This is a genomic window from Verrucomicrobiaceae bacterium (assembly GCA_016713035.1).
Classification (GTDB): Bacteria; Verrucomicrobiota; Verrucomicrobiia; order Verrucomicrobiales; family Verrucomicrobiaceae; genus Prosthecobacter.
Window position 1 is genome coordinate 1,468,525 of the sequence record JADJPW010000001.1, and the last position, 22,011, is coordinate 1,490,535.

At 59.3% G+C, this 22,011-nt stretch carries 16 protein-coding genes; 6 read left to right on the top strand and 10 right to left on the bottom strand.

Annotated features, from left to right (window positions below; genetic code table 11):
- Positions 1-10: 10 nt before the first annotated feature.
- The gene (locus IPK32_06305) at positions 11-1,027 is read left to right on the top strand and encodes a c-type cytochrome (GenBank protein MBK8091593.1); all 1,017 of its coding nucleotides are present in this window, start codon (positions 11-13) and stop codon (positions 1,025-1,027) included.
- 74 nt (positions 1,028-1,101) lie between these two features.
- The gene (locus IPK32_06310; protein ID MBK8091594.1) at positions 1,102-1,992 is read left to right on the top strand and encodes an MBL fold metallo-hydrolase; all 891 of its coding nucleotides are present in this window, start codon (positions 1,102-1,104) and stop codon (positions 1,990-1,992) included.
- On the opposite strand, the gene IPK32_06315 is transcribed toward IPK32_06310, so the two are convergent.
- Positions 1,961-2,662 carry a hypothetical protein gene (locus IPK32_06315; GenBank protein ID MBK8091595.1) on the bottom strand — a complete coding sequence of 234 codons (702 nt, stop codon included), beginning with the start codon at positions 2,660-2,662 and terminating at the stop codon, positions 1,961-1,963. The two genes, IPK32_06310 and IPK32_06315, sit on opposite strands and share 32 nt — an antisense overlap.
- Before the next feature lie 35 nt (positions 2,663-2,697).
- Positions 2,698-4,497, bottom strand: coding sequence for a DUF3592 domain-containing protein (locus tag IPK32_06320; GenBank protein MBK8091596.1), 1,800 nt, complete (start codon positions 4,495-4,497; stop codon positions 2,698-2,700).
- Between the two features lie 56 nt (positions 4,498-4,553).
- Between IPK32_06320 and IPK32_06325 the strand changes: the two genes are divergently transcribed.
- Entirely contained in the window at positions 4,554-5,237 is a 684-nt protein-coding gene (locus IPK32_06325; protein MBK8091597.1) for a TIGR02206 family membrane protein, read from the top strand.
- Between the two features lie 91 nt (positions 5,238-5,328).
- The gene (gene speA, locus IPK32_06330; protein ID MBK8091598.1) at positions 5,329-7,263 is read left to right on the top strand and encodes a biosynthetic arginine decarboxylase; all 1,935 of its coding nucleotides are present in this window, start codon (positions 5,329-5,331) and stop codon (positions 7,261-7,263) included.
- Positions 7,264-7,396: 133 nt separating this feature from the next.
- Here the strand turns inward: speA and IPK32_06335 are convergent, their stop codons facing one another.
- The 8 genes from IPK32_06335 to IPK32_06370 form a co-directional block, all read right to left on the bottom strand.
- Positions 7,397-8,476 carry an alanine--glyoxylate aminotransferase family protein gene (locus IPK32_06335; GenBank protein MBK8091599.1) on the bottom strand — a complete coding sequence of 360 codons (1,080 nt, stop codon included), beginning with the start codon at positions 8,474-8,476 and terminating at the stop codon, positions 7,397-7,399.
- Between the two features lie 111 nt (positions 8,477-8,587).
- Positions 8,588-9,238: a class I SAM-dependent methyltransferase gene (locus IPK32_06340; protein ID MBK8091600.1), complete on the bottom strand. Its 651-nt coding sequence runs from the start codon at positions 9,236-9,238 to the stop codon at positions 8,588-8,590.
- Complete coding sequence (locus IPK32_06345; protein ID MBK8091601.1) at positions 9,235-11,175, bottom strand: FAD-dependent monooxygenase; 1,941 nt, start codon at positions 11,173-11,175, stop codon at positions 9,235-9,237. The genes IPK32_06340 and IPK32_06345 overlap by 4 nt, the downstream gene beginning before the upstream one ends.
- Before the next feature lie 70 nt (positions 11,176-11,245).
- On the bottom strand, positions 11,246-12,412 hold the full coding sequence (locus tag IPK32_06350) for a type III polyketide synthase (protein ID MBK8091602.1): 1,167 nt from the start codon (positions 12,410-12,412) through the stop codon (positions 11,246-11,248).
- A complete protein-coding gene (locus IPK32_06355) occupies positions 12,409-12,957 on the bottom strand; it encodes a YceI family protein (GenBank protein MBK8091603.1) in 549 nt (182 codons plus the stop codon). The genes IPK32_06350 and IPK32_06355 overlap by 4 nt, the downstream gene beginning before the upstream one ends.
- Before the next feature lie 68 nt (positions 12,958-13,025).
- The gene (locus IPK32_06360; GenBank protein MBK8091604.1) at positions 13,026-16,217 is read right to left on the bottom strand and encodes an efflux RND transporter permease subunit; all 3,192 of its coding nucleotides are present in this window, start codon (positions 16,215-16,217) and stop codon (positions 13,026-13,028) included.
- Between the two features lie 4 nt (positions 16,218-16,221).
- Positions 16,222-17,448, bottom strand: a complete 1,227-nt coding sequence (locus IPK32_06365; protein MBK8091605.1) for a TolC family protein — start codon at positions 17,446-17,448, stop codon at positions 16,222-16,224.
- A gap of 164 nt (positions 17,449-17,612) precedes the next feature.
- On the bottom strand, positions 17,613-18,104 hold the full coding sequence (locus IPK32_06370; protein MBK8091606.1) for a hypothetical protein: 492 nt from the start codon (positions 18,102-18,104) through the stop codon (positions 17,613-17,615).
- A 164-nt stretch (positions 18,105-18,268) separates the two neighbouring features.
- Here IPK32_06370 and IPK32_06375 point away from each other — a divergent pair, with 164 nt between their 5' ends.
- Positions 18,269-20,533 carry a glycosyltransferase family 4 protein gene (locus IPK32_06375; protein MBK8091607.1) on the top strand — a complete coding sequence of 755 codons (2,265 nt, stop codon included), beginning with the start codon at positions 18,269-18,271 and terminating at the stop codon, positions 20,531-20,533.
- Positions 20,530-21,996 carry a glycoside hydrolase family 130 protein gene (locus IPK32_06380; protein ID MBK8091608.1) on the top strand — a complete coding sequence of 489 codons (1,467 nt, stop codon included), beginning with the start codon at positions 20,530-20,532 and terminating at the stop codon, positions 21,994-21,996. Before IPK32_06375 ends, IPK32_06380 begins: the two co-directional genes overlap by 4 nt.
- The last annotated feature ends 15 nt before the right edge of the window (positions 21,997-22,011 follow it).

Below are 22,011 nucleotides of genomic sequence, written 5' to 3' on the forward strand. Positions count from 1 at the left end.
CTATCCCCCTATGAAATCCAAGCTCACCCTCGCCATCTTTGCTGCCATCACTGGCTCTGCATTCGCCCAGGCAGACCTCTCCGAGGCCTTTCTGCCCATGTTCAAGCCCCTGCGCACGGAAATCCCCTCCCCTGACAACGAATTGACCGAGGCGAAGATCAATCTCGGCCGCCAGCTCTACTTTGAGACACGCATCTCCAAAGGCGGCAAAATGTCCTGCAACTCCTGCCACAAGCTGGACACCTTCGGCAATGACAACCTGCCCTTCTCCCCTGGGCATGAGGGCAAGCTCGGTGGCCGTAGCTCCCCGCCTACCTACAATGCCGCGCTGCACATCGCCCAGTTCTGGGATGGCCGCGCCCCCAGCGTTGAGGAGCAGGCCAAAGGCCCCGTGCTCAACCCCGTCGAAATGGGTGCCCCGAGTGAAGAATTCGTCATCAGCGTGCTCAAGAGCATGCCTGGCTATGTGGATGCCTTCAAAGCCGCTTTCCCCGGCGAGGCAGATCCCGTGAACTACAACAACTTCGGCAAAGCCGTCGGTGCATTTGAGCGCAAGCTGCTCACCCCTGGTAAGTGGGACGACTTCCTCAAAGGCAACAAGGACGCCCTCACTGCTGATGAAAAGAAGGGCTTTGAAACCTTCGCTAAAACCGGCTGCGTAACCTGCCACAATGGCGAAGGCGTAGGCGGACACATGTTCCAGAAGCTCGGCCTGGTGAAACCCTGGCCCGGCCTCAAGGACAATGGCCGCAGCGACGTGTCGAAGAATGAAGCAGAAAAGCACTTCTTCAAAGTCCCCAGCCTGCGCAACATCAGCGAAACCGGCCCCTATCTGCATGATGGCAGCGTGAAAACGCTCGAAGAGATGGTCAAAATGATGGCTGAATATCAGCTCGCCAAGCAGCTCACCGATGAGGAAGCCGCCTCCATCATCACCTTCCTGAAAGCCCTCAAAGGCACGCCAAACGCCGACTACATCAAGGCTCCGCAGCTCCCAGAGAGCACCGAGAGCACTCCGAAGGCCTGATCGACGCTTTTAGAGCTTCTTCCACAAAAAAGGCGGGACACACAGTCCCGCCTTTTTTTATTCTGCTCCGCATCATGCGCATCCACACCCTCGATCTCCACTTCCAGAATCACCCCGGCCTCATCGCCGCCTATGTCATCGAAAACGCAGGTGAATATGCACTTATCGAGACAGGGCCCGGCTCCACGCTCGCCACACTACGCACGGCACTCCAGGCCGCAGGCATTGACGAAAAAGCCATCCGCAAAGTCTTCGTCACGCACATCCATCTCGATCATTCCGGTGCCGCAGGTTGGTTCGCACAAAACGGAGCCACGCTCTACTGCCACCCTGCCGCTGCACGGCATCTGATTGACCCGGCCAAGCTCATCGACAGCGCCCGCCTCGTCTATGGCAGCCAATTTGATCCTCTATGGGGCGAGACACTGCCCGCCCCAGCGGAAAACGTCATCGCACTCGCCGATGGCGAGAGTATTCCGTTCGGAGAGCTGCGCATCACTGCCTGGGACACGCCTGGGCATGCCCGGCACCATCACGCCTATGTCATCGGCGACGTCTGCTTCACCGGCGATGTGGCGGGCATGCGGCTCCAGGGCACCGATTATCTCAGCGTCACCGCCGCACCACCGCAGTTCGATCCCGCCGCCTATGTGCAGAGCGTGGATCGACTGCTCGCAGCGGACTTTAAAACACTTTACCTCACGCACTTCGGCCCCGTGCAGGATGTCAGCGCCCATCTCTCCGCTTACCGCGCCCGCATCGCGGAGGTGCATCAAGTCATCGCCGCATGGCACGCCGCTGGGCTGGATGAAGCGGCCCTGCGCAGCCGCTACCATGATCACGAGCACGCACACGCCGCCGCCACTGGCCTCAGTGAAGCCGACTGGCTGCGCTGTGAGAGTGGCAACAGCACCGCTATGTGTGCCGATGGCATCAGGCTCTTCTGCGCCAAAGCCAAATCATAGCACCTAGCGCAGCCGCGACACCTACCACCACTGCCCACAGCGCCCCATGAGCAGGTGCCGCAGTCGCCTCTGGCTTCTTTTCCGCCTCCTGCACAAAGGGGTCCTCTGCAAAGCCCGTGTCATAGGTGTACTCCGGCTCCTGAAAGCTGAAGAGCACCTCCAGCACCTGCCCATCCTGCTCATACACACCGCGGATCGTTTGCAGCGGTCCTGTTTGCTCGAAAATCCCGAACGAGATCCAAAAATCCTCCAACAGCGCCTTTTGCGGCAAGGTGAAGCTCACATCCACATTCCGCGCTGCATACTCGATTTCCGGCATCGGCGGCGTCTGAGCAAAATTCGGCCACAGATACTGAAAAGTCGCCTTTTCGCCCCAAGAAGTCTCTTTTTGATTCACCTCCAATTGGACGTGCTCATTCAAATAACGCGTCAAAACAGGCTCCGCAGCCCGCAGCTCCTCCACGCTGATTTTTTCATCACCATCCGCATCCACACGCACCATCTTCGCCACCGTCAGCAGATTAAAAGTGAAGCGCACCTCCAGCGCATGCGGCGCAGGCACCACCCGCATCTCACTCTGATCCGCCGGATGAGCGAAAGCGGCAAGTGGCAGGGCAATCGTGAGAAGAACGAATGGGATACTTCGCGGCATCAGCGTGAGTGAGTTCAAAAAGATTAGATAGAATGGCGTGGCCCAAGCACATTTCATGGTGGATGGACGCCTTCACCCGCCTCCTTCCAGTGCTTCAGGCGCTCTTTCAGCCGCTCGGCGGTGACCTCTTCGGTGATGCCATCGACAAGCGTGATCTTTTTCCCGAACGTGGTCTCTGCTCGCACTCGGTAGTAGTGCACGTTGCCGGACTGCATGTAGCTATCATGAGTGAATTCGATGATGTGGCGCGGCTCGAGCACCTCGGTCTTGCCGTAGAATGCACCCGCTTGGTTCTGAATGCGGATGCCGCTGCTACTGAACTCCAGCCTGCGCTGATGGAGCAGGAGATAGATGCCATAGCACTCGATCAAGGGTGCCGTGATGCCCCAGATGAGCTGAAACAGCAGCGGCGCACCCTGTGTCAGCAGCACGATGAAGACTCCAGACCAAAAGGCACCAAACACGATCAAAAAGATCGCCACCGAGCGATTCCGACCGGGTGGGCAGTGGATGTACTCCGGTGCTCCATCTGGATTGAAGCGTGCTTCGATCCCGCGAGCCTTCAGGCGGTGCTCTATCTGTTGCGAAGTTGACTCCAGCTCCAGCTCTGTCTCCTCGCTGGCCTCTTCCCTGCCCTCTGCGGCTTCTCCAAAGACGGGTAGCGGCAGTGTGATGGACTTGGTGCCTTGCCCAGGATTCACCAGGAGCTCCCAGTAATGCTCTCTGCGATCACGCGAGAGCTGGAGGAGCGGAGCGATGTCGGTGCCTGGGAGTTTGCGCGGCAAATCAAAGTGCAGGGGCAAGGAACAGCCAGCGCCCTCCCGCCGCGCTTCGCTGACGCTGAGGAGCTGCGTTTCCTCCCACAGTGTCTCTTCGCTCGTGGAGCTGCTTTTTCCGGCTCCGGTGACGACTTTGCGCATGCAGCGTGCGGTGAGGCTCAGTTGCAGCATTGGCGGCAGTGTTTTGCTGAAGCAAATCTGCGCATCCAGCCTGTCTCCTGGCAGCATCGGCCATTTTTGTGGCTGGAGTGTCACATCGCCTGTCACCAGTCGTGCACGCAGCCTGCGCCAAACCGCCCGAAGCGGTAAAATGGCCAACGCCACAGGCAGCAGCACCAGCAGCGCCAACAAGGACTCCGAAAGCGCACCGCTCATTAGCACGGCAGCGGCCAGTGGCAACTGCACCAACAGAATCCACAGCGCCACGACCAGCAGAGCCGCGAATCCATCCCGACTCGCCGTAATCGCCGTGCCTGCCCACTGCGGTTTCCATTTCCACGGCTCCTCGGGGTGAAGGCTCTTTTGCTTCAGAATTGCCCGTGCCTGCTGTGCCATGGCCATGCCACCAAAAGCGACGAAACCGCCCACCAGCGGGAAAAGCGTGGGGAAGAGCGAAATGAAGATCAAAATGCCCCAGCGCAGATCACGGAACAAAATGGCTTCTTCCGGCTTTTCTGGGTTCACCAGGCAAGGAAACGCTTGGTTGGCTGATTTGGCTCTTTCGAGTTGGTGGAACTTTTCTTGCTGATAGTCACCCATGTTATCGCCACCGCCCAGGAGTGACACACGCTCACTCCGATGCGTTTTCCCACGGAATTTATAGCGATAAACCGCCTTCACACTGTGCGTGCTGTCGCCTTTGCTGCTACGAGAGGCCTTCAGTTCCACTTTCTCGATCCAGCACGGAGTCTCCTCCCACTCGGCACTGCGCCACCAGTCCACCACGGCCGGGAAATAAACGAAATATCCCACCGCCAGCCCCGCTAGAATAAACACCGAGCCGAAAAGCCCCGCGCAACCGCCCCCTAGCCCAGCCGCCGTGCCGCCTGATGTGTGATGGGTCGATTTTAACATGCCTCACTCTCGCACAAAGTGGCTGACACAGGCAAGAGCAGCGTAACATCGCCCCCATGCCACCCGCGCCGCCCGCCTTTCATCCCTGGAGCACTCCTCATCAGATCGTACTGCTCTTTGTCGCGGTCCTCTTGGTGCTCATGCTCATTCTCGCTCGCACACGGCACCGAGCAGCGGCGGAGCGTGTCCTCGGGGTGATCATGCTCACTCTATGGCCCGCCTCAGTGACTATCCACGCTACCTGTGGCTCTCTGACCGCGCAGACTCTGCTCCCGCTGCAATACTGTGACGTCGCTGGTATCGCGGGCGGTTTGGCCCTCTGCACACGCCGTCCCTTTTGCTGTGAGGTGCTGTACTTTTTCGGCCTCGCAGGCACTTTGCAGGGGCTGCTCACACCCTCGCTCGCCTATGGATTCCCAGATCCGCGCTTCTTTCTCTTTTTCGCCATGCACGGGCTAGTGCCCATGGCCGCCATCTACACGGTCACAGCGCCGCTGCATCGGCCACGTCCTGGCAGCGTGTGGGCCGTGTATGCCTTCTCTCTCGGCTGGTTTGCCATCACCGCAGTAGTGAATGCCGCACTCGGCACGAATTACGCCTTCCAATGCGCCAAGCCCGCCCACGCCAGCCTGTTTGACCACCTGGGGCCCGTCCCTTGGCATAATATCTCCGCTATGTTGCTCGGACTGGTCATCTACAGCCTTCTCGCCCTCCCTTTCGGTCTGCGGCGTAAAGGCTGAGATGTCGCTTTGCATTTGCGCATTCCACCTGATAATCGCGGCCCGAAATCTACCCTCCGCTCAATCCCCACCTACGCACGCCCTTACCGAAATGAAAGCACCCTCCTGGTCCATCGAAGAATCCGCTGACCTCTACGGCATCCGCGAATGGGGACACGGCTACTTCGATATTTCGAAGCAAGGTGACGTCGTCGTGAATCTCAAAGACGGCAAGAAGTCCAAAGCCGTCTCACTGGCCTCCATCGTCGAAGACCTGTGTGTTCGTGGCACTCAGCTCCCGCTGCTAGTGCGCTTTGGCGACCTCCTGCGTGGCCGTATTGATGAACTGAACGAGGGTTTTGCATCCGCCATCAGCGAGGCCAAGTATCAAGGCGTCTATCGCGGCGTCTATCCCATCAAGGTCAACCAGCAGCAGGAAGTCATCGAGGAGATCACCCGATACGGTCGCAAATATCACTACGGACTCGAAGCCGGCAGCAAGCCCGAGCTCATCGCGGCTCTCGCCTACATGCATGATCCGCAGGCCTACATCGTCTGCAACGGCTACAAAGATGAGGAATTCATCGACCTAGCCCTCTACGCACAAAAAATGGGCCTCCAGGTGATCCTCGTGCTCGAGATGCCCACCGAGCTAGAGCTCATCCTCCAGCGCTGCAAAAAAATGGGCGTCCGCCCCACCCTCGGCGTGCGTTTCCGCCTCAGCACCGAGAGCGCAGGTCACTGGAGCGGCAGCGGCGGTGACGCCAGCGTCTTCGGGCTCAACATCAGCCAGCTCATGCGTGTCGTCGATCACCTGCGGGAGGAAGGCATGCTCGACTGCCTGCGCATGCTCCATTACCACCAGGGCTCGCAGATTCCGAACATCCGCGCCATCCGCCAAGCCGTCACCGAGGCCACTCGCGTCTATGTCGGCCTCGTCCAAGAAGGAGCTCGCATGGGCATCCTCGACCTCGGAGGCGGCCTCGCCATCAGCTACGACGGCCAAAAAGGTGCCAGCGCTGCCAGCAGCAACTACGGCACCAAAGAATACTGCGCCGACGTCATCGAAGCCATCTCCGAAGTCACCGCAGAGGCCGGCGTGCCCCACCCAGACATCATCACCGAGTCTGGTCGTGCCATCGTCGCCTACTACAGCGTCCTCATCATCAACATCCTCGACATCAATCGCTTCGAGCCCCGCGCCTGCATCGCCGACATCGAGATCGACAAAGACTCCCCTGCCCTCCTGCGCAATCTGCACGAGCTACGCATCGAAGCCGTCCGCAATGCCAGCAAAACCAGCCGCGACCGCCTCCAGGAAATCTACAACGATGCCGTCTATTACCGCGACAAGCTCCGCAGCGAATTCAACTACGGTAAGGTCAATCTCCGCGAGCGCTCCCACGGCGAAGAGCTCTACTGGGACATCCTCAAGTGGGTCTCCGACATGCGTGAAAAGTGCGAGCACGACGGCTCCCAGATGGATCGCCTCGATACCGTCCTCACCGACTACTACTACGGGAATTTCAGCGTCTTCCAGAGCCTCCCTGACCTCTGGGCCATCGACCAGATCTTCCCCGTCATGCCCATCCACCGCCTGAAGGAGAAGCCCACCCGCAACGCCGTCCTCTCTGACATCACCTGCGACAGCGACGGCAAGATCGACAAATTCGCCCTCGCAGACGGCATCAGCCGCAGCCTCCCCCTGCATGACCCCGACATCGAGAAAGGCGAGCAATACAAGCTCGGCATCTTCCTCGTCGGTGCGTATCAAGAAACCCTCGGCGACCTGCACAATCTGCTCGGCGACACCAACGTCGTCTCCGTCCATCTCGAAAACGGCAAAATCAAATACAGCGAGCTCGAAGGCGACAGCGTCTCCGAAGTCCTCAGCTACGTGGAATACGAGCCCAAAGACATGATCACCCGCTTCCGCCACCTCGCAGAAAACGCCGTGCTCTCCAAGCGCATCAGCGCCAGCGAACGCCGCGAAATCATGGACGTCTTTGAAGCCGGCCTCCGCGGCTACACCTACTTCGAGAGCTAATAGACTGTCTCTCAAATAGAATGTCTGCAATACCCGCCGAGCCCGGCGGCCTCTCAGCACCGCGCCCACTCTGGGCGCAGTGCATAAGCTAGAACCATCCCATTCCTGGGCAGAGGAGAGCTACTAGCTAGCCTCACAGCTTCGCGAGTGAATCATCGAGCGCGGCGATCACGGTGGTGATGCTGGCTTCGGATTCGTCGCCCATGTTGCTGATGCGGAAGGTTTTGCCTTTGAGCTTACCGTAGCCACCGTCGATGATCATGCTGTGATTGCTCTTCAGCAGGCCGATGAAGGCTGCGACGTCGATCCCCTTGTTATTCGCGACACAGGTGAGCGATTTGGAGCGGTAGCCCTCTGGCGCGAAGAAATCGAAGCCATGGCGACGCACCCAATCATGGACCATGCCGTTGAGCTTGGCGTGGCGGGCGTAGCGGGCATCGAGCCCCTCTGCGAAGATTTTTTTCAACTGGTGGCGCAGGCCATAAATGAGGCTGATGCAGGGCGTGCTGGGCGTCATGCTCTTCTCGCCGTTCGCCTGGAATTCCAGGAAGTCGAAGTAGTAACCGCGGTCCTCCACCGTGGCAGCGCGGGCCATCGCAGCAGGTGATGCGGTGAAAAGGGCGAGCCCTGGGGGCAGTGCGAAGGCCTTCTGTGAGCCGGTGAGCAGCACATCGAGCCCCAGTTCATCAAAATTCACCGGCACCGTGGTAAAGCCGGATACGCTATCGGTGATGAACATGACATCGGGATACTTTTTCTTCAGCGCAGCGATTTCTGCGATGGGGCTGAGCACGCCCGTGCTGGTCTCATTGTGGATGAAGGTCACGGCATCGAACTCCCCGGTGGCGAGGCGCTTATCGATCTCTGCGGCGAGGATGGGTTGGCCCCACTCGACTTGATAGGCTTCAGCTTGCTTGCCACAGCGCTTGGAGACATCCAGCCACTTGTCGGAGAAGGCCCCGTTGCAGCAGTTGAGCACTTTTTTCTTCACCAGATTGCGGATGCTACCCTCCATCACGCCCCAGGCGGAGGAGGTGCTCAGAAAGACCTGCTGCTTCGTGCCAAAGAGGGTCTGGAGCATGGGCTGGATCTCCGCATAGAGGTCCTGAAAGCCCTTCCCGCGATGTCCGATCATCGGCTGCGCCATTGCAGCGTAGGTGTCGGCAGAGACTTCGACGGGGCCAGGGATGTAGAGTTTGACGTGTTTGCTCATGAATAAGATGGGGAAAGGGGGAGAAAGACAGTAAGAGGCAGAGCCCCTGGCGCAAGGGCATAGACCACCCCTTCTGAAGAATATGGCTCCAAAGTCCACGCCAGATTTCTCTCAGGCGGCTTTTCGCCAAAGCCGGACACGGTGGGCACCAAAGACCGTGCTAGAGGCCTCGGAGTGCCAGTGCTGGACGCCCAGCGCCCTCGGCAGCTCCTCCCGGCGGAATCCCCCACGGATGCTCACCTGCATGTCATAGCGTGTCACATGGTTCAGACGGGCCAGCCGGGAAAACAGCCAACCGCTGATCTGATGCACAAAGTAGCGTGCGGGCTCCGCGGCGATGATGAGCCGCGTTTTCGGCGAAAGCCGTGCTCCCAGCCGGGCGAGCTGCTCATCGGTAAAATGATGCAAAAAGAGGTTCGCGATGAGGATTTCACACTCCGGCAGCGGTACGGCAAACAGATCACCACGGTGCCACACCGCGCCTGTGGGCCAGTTTTTCGGCTGCGCAGCCAGATCCACCGCGTGGAGCTCATGGGCGGCACAGATCGCATTTTTCAGCACTTTTCGACTCAGTGCGCCATCTCCCGCTCCCAGCTCGCAGACGTGCTCGCCGGGCTTGAGCTCGTTTTTGAGTATGCGCAGCATCCAGCGGTGGTTGCCCATGATCCAGTTCACCTTCAAAAGGTCTGCCCGACCACGGATGGCATGCGGATCGTCGTCCGCGAGTGTTTCGAGGATTTCAGGGGCGACGACTCGGTTCATGCGATGCCCAGACTACGCCGTGTGCGTGGACAAGCTACTTTTTCAAGCGTGCCCGCCGGGATGCTCTGCATGGCGAACCATGCGCCGACGTGTTTGGCAAAAGGACCGCTGAAAATGAGCCTGCGGAAGATGAAATCCCGCAATGCAGACCTCCACGTCCCAGTCCACACCCCCAGTCCCATGCCCAGCGCGGCACGCGTAGCCGCCACACTCGCCGCACGGCGGCGGATGCGGTCATACGCGGCCAGCAGTGGCACAGCGGCCTCACCACGGCGTAGGATGGCGTAGAGCGCCTCCGCCGCGAACTCTGCATCTGCAAAGCCTGTATTCATCCCCTGCCCGCCGATGGGGCTCATCACATGCGCCGCGTCACCGCAGAGCAGCACACGACCATCAGTGATCTGCTCGCAATCAAGCCTACGAGGTAAAAACGCATGCTGGTCGATCTGCGCGGCTGGATCGAGCTGGATGCCCGTTCGCTGCCGCACCAGCTCCGGGATGTCGCCTTCTTGAGCCTGCACGATCCAGCGCCGCCTGCCATCTGGCAGCGGAAAGGCCTCTACCGCACCTTCTTGAGTGAAAAAGAGATGCGCATCCTCTCCCAGAGCGCTGTCTCCCACGAAGTCGCCCATGATGAAGTGGCAGCCATAGCTCTTCGTGCTCGTACGCACCCGTAGCAGCTCACGGATGCGGCTGCGATGCCCATCACAGGCCACCACATACGCAGAGCGCAACGTCCCGACCCCCAGCGTCAGCGTCACACCAGACTCATCTTGTTTTTTAGCCGTGACCTCGACCCCGCGCATCATCTGGACGCTCGGATGCCGCGCGGCCTCTGCCTCCAGCAGTTCCATGGTGATCGCCTGCGGCAGAGACAGCACAAAGCGATAGCGCCCCTCGATGTCGCGAAACGATGCCGTGCCCACATGACCGCTCTGACCATGCACATGGCAGTCACGGATCGGCACACCACGGGCCACCATCGCTTCATCCAGGCCCAGCCGCGCCATGATTTGCAATGTTGGCGGCGTAATGCCGATGGCCTGCGACCAGGCCTCTCGCTGAGTACTTTTTTCGATCACCACCACTCGCACTCCGCGCTGGCCGAGCAGGCAGGCCAGCAGCAGCCCCACTGGTCCACCACCCACGATGGCAACCTCACACTCCGCATCCGAAGTGGAGTGTTCAGTGGCGGCTTGTTTCATCGGATTCCAATACGGCACCCGCCTTTGGTAACGCGCAAAGGCATCCCCATACCACTGGCGGTAGCGCTTCTCTTTGATGAAAGGGGCCACATAGCAATACACCGTCCACAGCAGCGCCAGCACCAGATGATCTGGCGTCCAAACAGGTGCCGTCCAGAGGATGAGTGTGAAGCTGAGGTAGATCGGTTGCCGCACCCACTTAAAGAGCCCACCACGCGTAAAGGGGCGATAGACCGGCTCACGGTTCGTCCATACCGAGCGCCAACCGAGGATGCCGATCTGCGTATCCAGTCCCGCGTCACTCATCGACTTGGCCAGCAGCAGCCAACTCGTGATGTAGGCCGCTGTGAGTGTGTTTTTGAGCCAGCCTTCCGGCGCAGCCCACATCACCGCTGAAGGCGACCACAGCAGAAACACCAGCAGCAATTGGATCGACGCCAGCGCGGCGAAAATCGTCGTCGCCAGCGGCTTCCCCAGCCCCAGTGGGGCCAGTTTCGTCATCCAGCGCCGCCCACGATCGGAAAGCAACCATGAGTGACCGAGCGCGAACTGCGCGAGCAACAGCACATTCACCACCCACGCCATCACACCGCTCAAAGCCACCAGCCCCGTGCTCAGACCGTGATATAGCGACACAAACATCACCACCACCGATGCCAAAAACAGCGCATGGCTGCCGAGTCCGTAAAACAAGGCCGTCCAGCGCTGCGCCGTGGTGTAGTTCGTTTTCATGCGACAGCAAAGTAGCCATCTCGCTCCGTCGAGATGAGTCTGTGGCATTCGATATTACGGAGTGACCTCATCATGCGAAGGCAGGTTCTGCTTTGGGCAGCCTCAGCTCCTCTCGCGGAGCGAGAGGGCTACTATGTCCCACACGCTCCAGCACCGCCGTTTCGACCGTGAGTCCGGGACCAAAAGCCATCGCCATCGTCAGTGCGCGATCTGTTTCGGCACTATCGAGCAGGTCCTTGAGCACAAAGAGCACCGTAGCGCTGCTCATGTTGCCGTAATCAGCCAGCACACTGCGGGATGAGGCGAGCGCATCTGGCGGCAGGCACAGACTTTGCTCCACTTTATCGAGGATGCTGCGCCCACCAGGATGCACGGCCCACTCCTCGATGTCCTCCAGCTTTAAGTCGTGAAGCTGGAGCAGATCACCTGCGAGGTGGCGCACGTTTGCAGCGATGATTTCTGGCACATAGCTCGATAAAACGATGTTGAAGCCCTCATCGCCGATGTCCCAGGCCATCTCGGTCTCTCCGGCAGGCAGCAGCGCAGAGGTGAAGCCACGCAGCACATAAGATGGGCGATTCTTTGCTGGCTCGCGGGCACTGACGATCGCAGCTGCCGCGCCATCGGCGAAGAGCGAGTTCGCGAGGATGTTATCCGGCTTGTCGTCGATCTGCATGTGCAGCGTGCAGAGCTCTAGGCAGACCACCAGCACCACGGCCTGTGGATCAGCCGCACAGAACTGCTCAGCCATGCGCAGCGCTGGAAATGCGGCATAGCAGCCCATGAAACCGAGCGTGTAGCGCTGCACATCACCACGCAGTCCGAGCTCGCGAATGATGTGATAATCCGGCCCTGGATTGGTAAAACCGGTGCAGGAGGCAAAAATGACATGCGTCACGTCCTGCGTGGAAATGCCGCTCACACCCTCCAGTGCCTGCCGCGCCACTTTGACGGCCAGTTCATGGGAAGTGCGTGCATACACGGCATTTCGCTGCGCAGTGCTCGGAGAGATGATTTTCCCCTCCGCGTCGCTGCGGTAGAGATTGGCCTCCGACTCGTTGGAGAAGTCACCGAGGACGCTGTGACGTGTCTCGATGCCGCTGCGGTTGTAGATCGCTTGGATGAGGCGTTTCGACTTCGCATCACTCGACCAGCTCTTCATCCGGTCACGGATAAATGCCTGCTCGTAGGCCCACTGCGGGGCACGTGTGGCGATCTGATGGATGTAGGCGCTCATGATCGTGTCAGCGTAACGTGAGCGCGGACTTTGACACCATCTCCGACGCGGATGAAAAGCAACACGGATGGCACCGTGATCCCGCTGGCTTTCATGGAGACAAGAAAATCGAGATCAAAGCTCGCCTTATTGTCATTGAGCTTCCAGTTGGAGATGGTGCCGGTGATGTTCTGCGGTTTTCCGAGCAGCGTGAGTGTCAGTGGCAGCTTGGATGGCGTCCCAGAGGCCGCGATCTGTGAAAAGTCGGCGTCGATCTTGCCCGTGATGAGCGGATGCTCGGTGACTTTCATCGCTTTGCGCATGTTTTCGTCTCGTTTGGCCTCCTCGGTATCCATCCGGGCTGCTTTGACCTGGAGCGTGGAGGCGACATGCTGCGGCTTTCCGCCACTCATCGTCACATCCGCTACAAAAGGCTCGGCAGTGACTTTTCCACCCCAGGCATGCAGGGTGGAGGTGCCATCAAAGGTGATTTCAGCTTTACCGCCCCACGTTTCAGCACGCGATTGGCTGACGAAGAGGAGAATAGAAAGAATGATGTACTTCATAAAAAGGTCGAGTTTAGCGATAAGTGGCCATTTTTGGTATCCCTTCCGCATGGGGTTTTTACCTCAGTTCATTGAGGATGGCTTGAGACGGATTCTTTGCCGTGTTGAGTGTGATTTTTGATTGGAGCTCGATGTCTCATGGGGCGTCCGATGAGCCAGCGGTAGAGCACGGGCAGCAGAAAGAGCGTCAAAAACGTGCTGCTGACGATCCCGCCGATGACGACCGTAGCGAGCGGGCGTTGCACCTCGGCTCCCGCCCCTTCGCTGATGGCCATGGGGATGAATCCCAGGCTGGCGACGAGCGCCGTCATCAAAACGGGCCGCAGTCGCTGCAGGCTGCCCTCACCCACTGCGGCGGCGGAATCGCGGCCATCATTGCGGAGTTGATTGAAGCAACTGATGAGCACCACTCCATTGAGCACCGCCACACCGCACAGAGCGATGAAGCCGATGGCGGCACTGATGCTGAATGGCAGATCCCGCATCCAAAGCGCCGCCACTCCACCCGTGATCGCCAGCGGGATACCGGTGTAGATGATGAGCGTCTGAAGCACGCTTTTGAAGGCACTGTGAATGAGCACAAAGATGAGCACTAGAGCCAGGGGCACCACGACCATAAGCCGCGCACGGGCCTCCTGTAAGTGCTCAAACTGCCCACCGAACTCGACGCGGTAGCCATCGGGCATTTGGATGGCCGTTTTGATCTTTTCGCGTGCTTTGTTGACGTAGGCCTCGCTATCTGTGCCTCCAGCGAGATCGACATTCAGCCCCACGCGGCGGTGGCCGGACTCACGCCCGATCGCATCGACCTGTGGCACCTCGACGAACTCCGCGAGTCGGCCCAGCGTGATGAGTCCACCATCCTGCGTGCGCACAGGCAACGATTTCATGATTTCGGGGTCGTTGCGCAGCTTCTCTGGCAAGCGCACCACGATGGAGCGACGGCGATTGTGCTCGATGAGCGTGCCAGCCGTGTGCCCGGCCATCGCGGTGGCGATGGCGGCATTCACCTCGGAGGCTTCGACGTTGAATTTCAGCATCGCGGCGCGGTCCACGCGGATTTCGAGCACGGGCACGCGGCCCTGGCTTTCGAATTCGGCATTGTTGGTGCCCTCTAGGTCTTCCAGGATGGCTTTGACCTTCTCGGCCACTTTTTCCATCGTGTCATAGTCCTCACCGAAAATGCGCACGGCGAGATCGGCGCGGGAGCCTTCGAGCATTTCGTTGAAACGCATCTGGATGGGCTGCGCGAAGTCGTAATCCTGCTCCGGCACCTCCTTGGCGAGCTCTTCACGCACCAGTTCCGCGAGACGGTCGCGAGTCACCGGCTGGCCATTTTCTTTGCGCCACTGTTCACGCGGCTTGTAGAAGACGTAGAGGTCATACTCGCCCGGTGACATGGGATCTGTGGCGACCTCACTGGTGCCGATGCGGGCAAAGGTGCGGGTCACTTCCGGCACTTTATTGATCAAATATTGCTGTGTCTTGATGCAGCGTGCCAACGAGGTCTTCAGGCTGGTATTGGCCGGCTGATAGACCATCGCCGTCCATGAGCCTTCATTGAGCGTGGGCACGAATTCCTGCTTCAGGCTCACAAAAAGCATCACCGTGCCGGCCAACAGCGCCGCGACGGCCAAAACAACAACCCAGCGCAGTGTCCACGCGAGGCGCAGCAGCGGCTCGTAGGCTGCTTTGGCCCAGCGCATGAGGAAATTGTCCTTTTCGCTGATATTGCCCCAGAGGAGCAAGGAGCACAGTGCGGGCATCAATGTCAGTGCGAGCACTAGGGCACCACCGAGGGCCAACATGACAGTGATGGCCATCGGATGGAACATTTTCCCCTCAATGCCGGTGAGAGCGAGGATGGGCAGATACACCAGCGTGATGATCAGCACGCCAAAGAACATGGGACTACCTACCTGCTGCCCCGCCTCACGCACGGCAGCGAGTCGCTCCTTTGCGGTGAGCTTGCGCCCGAGCTCGTGCTGCCGCTCTCCGAGCACGCGGACGATGTTTTCGACCATGACGACAGCACCGTCGATGATGAGCCCGAAGTCCACCGCTCCGAGTGACATGAGATTTCCCGATACACCGCCAAAGGTCATGCCGATGAGTGCAAAGAGGAAGGAAAGCGGAATGGCGAGCGCCACGATGAGCGCTGCACGCCAGTTCCCCAGCAACATGAGCAGCACGACGACGACGAGGATCGCTCCCTCAAAGAGATTGTGTTTCACGGTGTCGATGGTGCGGTCCACGACTTCGCTGCGGGCGTATTGGATGCGGATTTCGAGCTCTGCGGGCAGCTTGGTCTGCAATTCGCTCAGTTTTTCTTCGACGCGCTTGCTGATGATGCGGCTATTTTCTCCGACGAGCATCATCACCGTTCCCAGCACAGCTTCCTCGCCGTTTTCGACTGCACAGCCTGTTCGCACATTGCTACCGATGCCTACTTCTGCGAGATCTTTGACCCGCAAGGGCTCGATGCCTGCCGCGAACTTTACCGGCAGGTTCGCGATGTCATCTGAGCTAGCGACTTTGCTCACGCCACGGATGAGCACGCGGTCATCTCCGCGCTCAATGACGCCACCACCGGCATTATCGACATTTTGGCCGATGATTTCAGCGAGTTCGCTGAAGGTCATTCCCGCGTTATCGAGTGCTTCTGGCTTGGGGAGGATGACGAGCTGCTTTTCGTATCCGCCACTGCTATTGACCTCCGCCACGCCTGGAACGGTGCGCAGGAAAGGCTTCACAATGTAGTCGTGCGCATCCCGTAGGTCCATGAGCTGGCGCTCACGCGGCTCTTTGCGCTGCGGGGCATCTTTTTTGTAGTCGAGCGTGTAGTAGAGGATCTCGCCGAGTCCGGTGCTGATGGGTGACATCTGCGGCGTCATGCCCGGCGGCAGCTCCACCTGCACGAGTCGCTCACTGACGAGCTGGCGTGCACGAAAGATGTCAAAACCGTCGCGAAACACGAGCGTGACCTGCGAGAGGCCCGACTTCGTCAGCGAGCGGAATTCCTCCACGCCCTGGATGCCAGCGAGAGCCAGCTCCAGCGGATAGGTAACGAGTTTTTCCGTCTCCTCCGGCGCAAGGCCAGCGACGGCGGTATTGATCTGCACCTGCGTGTTGGTGATGTCTGGCACGGCATCGACCGGCAGATGCAGGGCGGAGAAAACACCCGCCCCGAGGAGGAGCAGTGCCCCCATGATGACGAGGAAGCGGTTTCGCAGTGAGAATTCGAGAATGGCGTTGATCATCGTCTCATTTCCCCTTTCCGATTGGGGTTCCTGTGAGTCGCTCGATGGTCATACGGTGCTGCCAGGCATTGCGACGGGATTCGATGAGTGAGTCGATGGCATCGAGGTAGCCACGCTGCATCTCGACATAGGTGGCGGCAGGTACGGCTCCGAGGCGGTAGTGCTCGTCTGCTTCTTTAGCTGCTTCAGCGAATTGTTTTTCACTTTCTGGACGCCAGCGAGCGAGAGCTTCGAGCTCAGCGAGGTAGGCTGAGCGCTCAATGGCCAAATCACGCTCAAGATCACGCAATGTGGCCGTCAGCAGTGCCTCTGCCTGCTGGGTGCGGGCCTCTTCCGCTGCGATGTTGCCTTTGTTTTTATTCCAAAGTGGTAGTGGTATGGAGAAGACGAGCCCCCCCTCGATCTGCGTGCCCCCGGCATGCTGACCGGCCATGTAGGGACCAAAGGTGATGTCGCCCCAGCGCTCGGATTTTGTCAGATCGACTTTCAGCCCCTGTTTCGCAATGGTGAGGCGCTTTTGCTGAAGGTCAAAATTCGTCCGAGCGGCCTGTTGCTTGAGCGATGTGAGTGATCCGACCTCTGGAAATGCATGGCTGAGGCTATCGAGATCGAGCTCCGCACTGGGACCACGCCCACAGAGCACATTCAGAGCCGTGGCAGAGGCACGGGCAGCCTTGGCAGCATCCGTAAGTGCCCGATCACTGGTGAGGAGTGAGGCCTCCAGGATGCGCCGCTCGAGCAAGGCACTCACAGAGCCTGTATCTCGCTGCACGAGCACCTCGACGAGTGATTTGAGCCTTTCTCGCACATCTTTGGCAGCGGCTTCTTTTCGCCGCAGCAAAAGTACATCCCCTGCACGAGCCCGGATTTCATTGGCTAACTGGGATTTGAACTGCTGGAGGCCGAGCTGGGCGAGCTCAATGTCGCGATCAGCGATGGCTTTGCGCAGGGCCATGCGGCCAGGGAAGTCAAAGACTTGCAGGATGCTCGCACGCCAGACGAGGCCCTCTTTGGCCTGTGTGAGGCTCATACCGCCTAGTTCGGTATTCAATTCTGGATTTTGGTATTGAGCGGCTGTTTGGCGTCCGGCCTGAGCAGCGTCGATTTCGGCCTCGTAGAAGAGGATTTCAGGGTTTTTGCGCAGGGCTTCGCTGACAAGGGAGGCGCTGGTCGTGGCCGCGGCGAGCTGCGCGGTGGAAAGAAGGAGTGTGAGAAGAAAAGTGTGTTTCATAGAATAGATGTGAATGAGCTGAACTTGCGCGTGGACACGCGGTGGAGAGCCATGAGCGCAGTGGGGCCTAGGATGGCCATCAGGTCTGCACGTTGGCGTAGGGGTGGTGGGCGCTTTTCTCCACACAGCAGATGCTATGCGGTAGGCACACCGGATTCAGGTCTTCACATCAGCATCGGCATCGGGACCGGCAGTGACCACATGGGCCGCGACAGGTTACTCGACGAGGGCTTGACTAGGCGAATCATGTCGCCAGTGGATCGAGAGAATGAAAAAGCAGGTCCAAACCAAGTGCTGGTTAGGATCTGCATTTTGGGTGCTGACAAGTCGTCCCGCGCATGTTCGCGCTCAATGCGCCCAGAATCAGAGAGGCGGGAAGAATCGAACTGGTGTGTGCCGCCTTGCTGGCTGCGGCATAGGGAGGTCGCTACTTGCCCGAGCAGATTTCGGTGGTCGCGCACTTCCGGTGTGTATTGTCCCGCGCGGTGCTCCAGCAAGAGCCCGATGCCTTTTTCGGCCCCGATGACATGCATCTGGTGGCTACCATCCAGCGCCGCCATCACCGCTACCACGCCTGGCAAAATCGACGTGCCCGTCATGGCATAAGCCATGAGAAGCACGCAGGCGATGAAGCGTTGGGTAAAGGAAGAAGTCATTTTGGCCTATATTAACGGCAAGCTCTCTAAACAGCAAGCTTCTGAAAAACCTTTCACCGTTCTTATGAAAGTAGGTTTTAGCCGCTGGTGAATGACGTGTTGCTTTGTGCACATGAAGGCCGTCTGTGCAGCATGCCCATGCACCGGAAAGTCGGTTTGTGACCATTCCGCCGTCTTTGACGCGGGTGGCGTTTCTCGGGGACTATGTTCCCCGTCAGTGTGGGATCGCGACGTTCACGCGGGATTTATGTGAAGCGGTGAGTGCGGCGGCTCCAGAGGCTGAGTGCTATGCGGGTGCGGTGAATGACCGCGTGGAGGGCTATGAGTACCCCCCTCGCGTGCGCTTCGAGCTGCTGGAGAAGGACATCGACTCCTACCGGCGTGCAGCGGACTTTCTGAACTTCGACAACGCGGATGTGCTGTGCGTGCAGCATGAGTTCGGCATCTACGGAGGCGTAGCAGGTAGCCATCTGCTAGCACTGCTCAAAGAGGTGCGCATGCCTGTGGTGACCACGCTGCACACACTGCTGCGAGAGCCGAATGCCGCGCAGCGAAAGGTGATGAATGAGCTTTGCCAGCGCAGCGAGCGGCTGGTGGTGATGGCCCGGAAGGGAGCTGAAATTTTGCAAGAGGTGTATGCGGTGCCAGGCGGAAAGATCGCAGTGATCCCGCATGGCATCCCGGATGTGCCGCTGGTGGACTCAGCGGCGGCGAAGGAGCAATTCGGCGTGGAGGGGCGGAAGGTGCTGCTCACCTTTGGCCTGATCGGGCCTGGAAAGGGTATCGAGCATGCGATCGAAGCTCTGCCGCATATCATTCAAAAGCACCCCGAGGTGGTGTACATCATCCTAGGAGCCACGCACCCGCACCTACTGGCGCATGAAGGCGAGCGCTACCGACTGGGTCTGGAGTGGCTAGCGGAGGAGCAGGGCGTGAAGGAGCACGTGATCTTCGATAACCGCTATGTGTCGCCAGCTGATTTGCGTGAGTTCGTGAGCGCGACGGACATTTACATCACGCCGTATCTGAATCGTGAGCAGATCACTTCCGGCACGCTGGCGCAGGTGTTTGGAGCGGGGCGGGCGGTGGTCTCCACGCCGTATCATCACGCAGAGGAGCTCTTGACGGAAGGACGCGGCAAGTTGGTGCCCTTTTCAAATCCAGCGGGCATCGCAGCGGCGGTTTGTGAGTTCTTGGAGCAGCCAGAGCTCATCCAGCGCACGCAGGAGTCCGCATGGCAGGCTGGACGCGAGATGATCTGGCCTGCGGTGGCCCATCGTTACTTGGAAACCTTTGCTCAAGCAGGTGTGGAGCGCCGAGCACCAGCCCGCAAGGCCTTCGCAGGCTGGACAGCCGGGAACAAGCACGAGCTGCCCCACGGCAGGCTCGATCACCTCGTGCGCATGTCGGACAGCACAGGCATTTTTCAGCATGCGATCCACACGGTGCCGGATTTTCATCACGGATACTGCACGGATGATAATGCCCGCGCATTCATCCTGTGCTGCCTACTGGGCGATTTGGGTGAAAAACCGCATGGCGAGAGCTTGCGAGGACTTTCGACGACATACTTGGCCTTCCTCGCTGCGGCGCTGAATCGCGACACGGGCGGCTTTCGTAATTTCATGAGCTTTGGCCGCCAATGGCTGGAGGAAGAAGGCAGCGAAGACAGTCATGGCCGTGCGCTATGGGCACTGGGCACCGGCACCGTGCATGCCCACCATACAGGGCAGCAAAATTTATGCGCACGGCTGTTTGAGGCCGGTTTGGCTCGTGTGGAGGCCTTTTCCTCGCCTCGGGCCTGGGCTTTCTGCCTGCTGGGCATCCATGAGTATCTGCGCGGCTATCCTGAGAGCAGCGCTGCGCAGGCGGCACGTGAGGTGCTGACGCGTGATCTGGTGCGGCTATGGAAAGGCTGTGCGACGACCGAGTGGCCGTGGTTCGAGCCAGGTGCGACGTATGACAATGCACGCCTCTGCCAGGCCCTCCTACACAGCGGCGAAGCGATGCAGGATGCGGAAATGAGCGAGATCGGGCTGCAATCGCTGCGCTGGCTCGTCTCGATCCAAAAAACGCCCACGGGCTGCTTCAGGCCCATCGGAAGCAATGGCTTCTGCATCCGCGATGGAGCACGGGCACATTTTGATCAACAACCCGTCGAGGCGCAGGCGATGATCTCCGCCTGCCTCAGCGCCTACCGCATCACGGGCGATCCCATTTGGTCGCGTGAGGCACGCCGCGCCTTTGAGTGGTTCCTGGGCCGGAATGATCTGGCTCTCCCCCTTTACGATCCCATCACCGGAGGCTGTGGCGATGGGCTACACCCAGATCGTGTGAATGAAAACCAGGGAGCGGAGTCCACGCTCGCCTTCCACCTAGCTCTCGCGGAGATGACCTTCGCGCAGCATCCCCTACCCGCCCGCGCATGAGTTCCCTCGCTATCCACCGCCATCAGATCATCCTCCAGCCGGAGAGCGCTCGCGTCATCATCCGGCCATTCATTCCCTCCAGCAGTCGCAGGCTCGCCACCATCATCGGCCGAGCGCTAGCGCTGACAGAGGAAGAGGTCGAAAAGGAGCTCGCTGCCGTGCATGCGGACTTCGATAGCCGCCATTTCGGCATCGAGTCGGTGCTCATGACTCATTTCACCAAAATTCAGTCAGAGATCTTTACGCAGCGTCCGCTCACTCGCTCACGCCAGCTCCTCATCGGTGCACTTTTCAGCGGTGAATACTCCTTGGAAGCTGCAGCACTCTTTAATCCATCCATCGTGCCGCACCCGGATCAAAAAGGTGTGCCCGTGGGCGGCCTGCGCTTCATCATGAGCCTCCGCGCCACCGGTGAGGGGCACATTTCCTCCATCGAGTTCCGCGAGGGCATCATCTCACCTGATGGGCATATCGAGCTCACGCCCGTGTCACGCTATGTGAGCCTGCCTGAGGTGCTACCGAACCCCAGCTACCGAAAAAAGCGTTTCATGATCAAGCTGCACGAAATGGGCTTCGATAACGAATGCACCGCCGCTGTGATGGACAGCCTCACGGCCGAATTCACCCGCAGTGAGCTAGCCACACGCGTCAGCAGCGTGCGGCGGGAAAGTCTGCCCCTCTCACATGAGACAAAGCGCACTCTAGAGTGCATCCAGTGGCTAGCAGACTCGAACTACGAGCTGCGCTTCTCCGACAAGCTGGCACTGAGCGAGCGCATCCTCTTTCCCGTCTCTGACAATGAGAGCAACGGCATCGAAGACGCCCGCTTTGTCCGCTTTGTCGATGATGACGGCAGCGTCACCTATTGCGCCACCTACACCGCCTACAATGGCCGTGCGATCCTGCCCCAGCTCATCGAGACACAGGACTTCCTGCACTTTCGCGTCCTCACGCTCAATGGCAGCGCGGTGCAAAACAAAGGCATGGCACTCTTCCCCCGCCGGATCAAAGGACGCCACGCCATGCTCTCACGCCAGGATGATGAGAATCTCTTTGTCATGTTCAGCGACAATCCGCACTACTGGAGTGACCCACATCTCATCCTCCGCCCCGCAGAATTGTGGGAGTCCGTGAAGATCGGCAACTGCGGCTCACCCATCGAGACTGACGCAGGCTGGCTCGTCATCACTCATGGCGTCGGCCCCATGCGGAAATACTGCATTGGTGCCGTCCTTCTCGATCTTGACGATCCCACCCGCGTCATTGGTCGCCTGCGTGAGCCTTTGCTCTGCCCAGTGGGCATCGAGCGCGAGGGTTACGTGCCAAATGTCGTGTATAGCTGTGGCTCGCTCATCCACGGCGGCCAGCTCATCCTGCCCTACGCCATGAGTGACAAGGCCACCGCCATCGTCAGCTTGCCCATCGAAGAACTCCTCAAGGTCCTGGTCGAGAACGGCGGGTGATTTTGCCGCTAGCCT

What these genes read in the sequence shown, in the direction of transcription:
- IPK32_06305 (MBK8091593.1), top strand. Translation starts at nt 11, where the DNA reads ATGAAATCCAAGCTCACCCTCGCCATCTTTGCTGCCATCACTGGCTCT.
- IPK32_06310 (MBK8091594.1), top strand. Translation starts at nt 1,102, where the DNA reads ATGCGCATCCACACCCTCGATCTCCACTTCCAGAATCACCCCGGCCTC.
- IPK32_06355 (MBK8091603.1), bottom strand. Translation starts at nt 12,957, where the DNA reads ATGAAGTACATCATTCTTTCTATTCTCCTCTTCGTCAGCCAATCGCGT.
- IPK32_06320 (MBK8091596.1), bottom strand. Translation starts at nt 4,497, where the DNA reads ATGTTAAAATCGACCCATCACACATCAGGCGGCACGGCGGCTGGGCTA.
- IPK32_06365 (MBK8091605.1), bottom strand. Translation starts at nt 17,448, where the DNA reads ATGAAACACACTTTTCTTCTCACACTCCTTCTTTCCACCGCGCAGCTC.
- IPK32_06345 (MBK8091601.1), bottom strand. Translation starts at nt 11,175, where the DNA reads ATGAAAACGAACTACACCACGGCGCAGCGCTGGACGGCCTTGTTTTAC.
- IPK32_06380 (MBK8091608.1), top strand. Translation starts at nt 20,530, where the DNA reads ATGAGTTCCCTCGCTATCCACCGCCATCAGATCATCCTCCAGCCGGAG.
- IPK32_06370 (MBK8091606.1), bottom strand. Translation starts at nt 18,104, where the DNA reads ATGACTTCTTCCTTTACCCAACGCTTCATCGCCTGCGTGCTTCTCATG.
- IPK32_06350 (MBK8091602.1), bottom strand. Translation starts at nt 12,412, where the DNA reads ATGAGCGCCTACATCCATCAGATCGCCACACGTGCCCCGCAGTGGGCC.
- IPK32_06340 (MBK8091600.1), bottom strand. Translation starts at nt 9,238, where the DNA reads ATGAACCGAGTCGTCGCCCCTGAAATCCTCGAAACACTCGCGGACGAC.
- IPK32_06325 (MBK8091597.1), top strand. Translation starts at nt 4,554, where the DNA reads ATGCCACCCGCGCCGCCCGCCTTTCATCCCTGGAGCACTCCTCATCAG.
- speA (MBK8091598.1), top strand. Translation starts at nt 5,329, where the DNA reads ATGAAAGCACCCTCCTGGTCCATCGAAGAATCCGCTGACCTCTACGGC.
- IPK32_06335 (MBK8091599.1), bottom strand. Translation starts at nt 8,476, where the DNA reads ATGAGCAAACACGTCAAACTCTACATCCCTGGCCCCGTCGAAGTCTCT.
- IPK32_06360 (MBK8091604.1), bottom strand. Translation starts at nt 16,217, where the DNA reads ATGATCAACGCCATTCTCGAATTCTCACTGCGAAACCGCTTCCTCGTC.